Below are 1,256 nucleotides of genomic sequence, written 5' to 3'. Positions count from 1 at the left end.
TGCGGATCCAGTAGCTGTTCATTGAACAACCGTGGATCGATGCTGCTCAGCAACTCACCCAGCACGCCGTAGCGCTGTTGGCTGATCAGTTGCGTCGCGGCGGCGCCGGGAGCACCGCGGTTATATTGCAGGGCACGCACGGCCAGCCCGCGGTTGTCGGTCACAGTGACCATGGGCGTGACCACGCAAACGTCAGCGGTATTGATCGTGGAAATGGTGGTCATGATAAATCCCTTCAAGTATTTTTCTAGGCAAACTTAAGGCCAAATTTTATATATGCCCATCAATCATCTGCGCTGTGACTGACTCCTAATAGCACGAGTCCTAAAAAGCTCTCGGACAGAAGGATTATCCCCTCGTCGCCCTCTTGATACTGCAGGAGGAGACGGAGGCTGAACACGTTGAGTAACCGTTGTCTGCGAAGTCTGTCCAGGGTAAGAGTAAGACAACCGTGCTTTTTTTTGTGCAACATAATAAGTACGGTGAAAGCCTTCTGGAGAAAGTGCCAGACTCGGCGTTAATACAACGTTATTTTTTAACTCGGGATCCTCCACGCTTCTATTTGGCTCACCTGCAATTTTCTCCACCGCGATGGCCCTCCATTTATCAAGGTAATCCGAATCGCGCGTATTCCATCCTTGACGTGTGATGTCAGGTCCACCGGACCATTGATTATAGAAAATGTTACCCGACATTGTTTTCAAGGAAGTCCAGCGATCGGGTTGGCTCAAGGTACTTTGCCCTATATAAGCAATTTGCTTTCCGGCTGTGCAGTGCATAAAAAATAGGTGCTCTACGTTCCTAGTGAGCTCTGTCGGGAGATTCAACTCATTCAAGTTATGTGTTTTTTTGGCCCCCATGCGTATTCGACCGCCACCACCATGACCAATGAATACCAAATTATTAACATCTGGGAATTTATTTCTGATTTTTTCAAGGCTTCCAGCTATTTTATGATAAAGAATAGGTTCAGTAATTAAGCGCTCTTTCAGCGCCGGATAAGCTTTATAGTAAAATGTGTTAGCACCACTCTCAATGCTTTTAGAAATCCCCCCCTCTCCCTTGTGTTGCGTAAAAATAACTAAGGTATCTTTCTTCAATCCGTCGATATCGAAAAAAACAATGGGATTGTTACCAACCATCTGATAGAGATTCAGCCCGTCAACCGTGCCGGCCGGATCCGGGTTGAGCCAGCGGCCCAGCCACGGCGCGTAATAGCGGAACCCGTAGTAATACAACCCGGTCGCATCGCGCTC

General features: G+C 48.2%; 2 protein-coding genes. Both read right to left on the bottom strand.

Annotation, left to right across the window (positions count from 1 at the left end; all coding sequences use genetic code 11):
* Nucleotides 1-224: hypothetical protein (locus AC3WJW_RS29960; protein WP_493728548.1), on the bottom strand; the 224-nt coding region annotated here is incomplete at its 3' end.
* A gap of 63 nt (nt 225-287) precedes the next feature.
* Nucleotides 288-1,256, bottom strand: a 969-nt coding sequence (locus AC3WJW_RS29955; protein ID WP_493728547.1) for an RHS repeat-associated core domain-containing protein, incomplete at its 5' end; no start/stop codon positions are given.

It is taken from the genome of Pseudomonas sp. GW821-FHT07G06 (assembly GCF_058986625.1).
The sequence above is the reverse complement of the archived record's forward strand: the minus strand, read 5'-3'. Positions and strand labels throughout refer to the sequence as shown.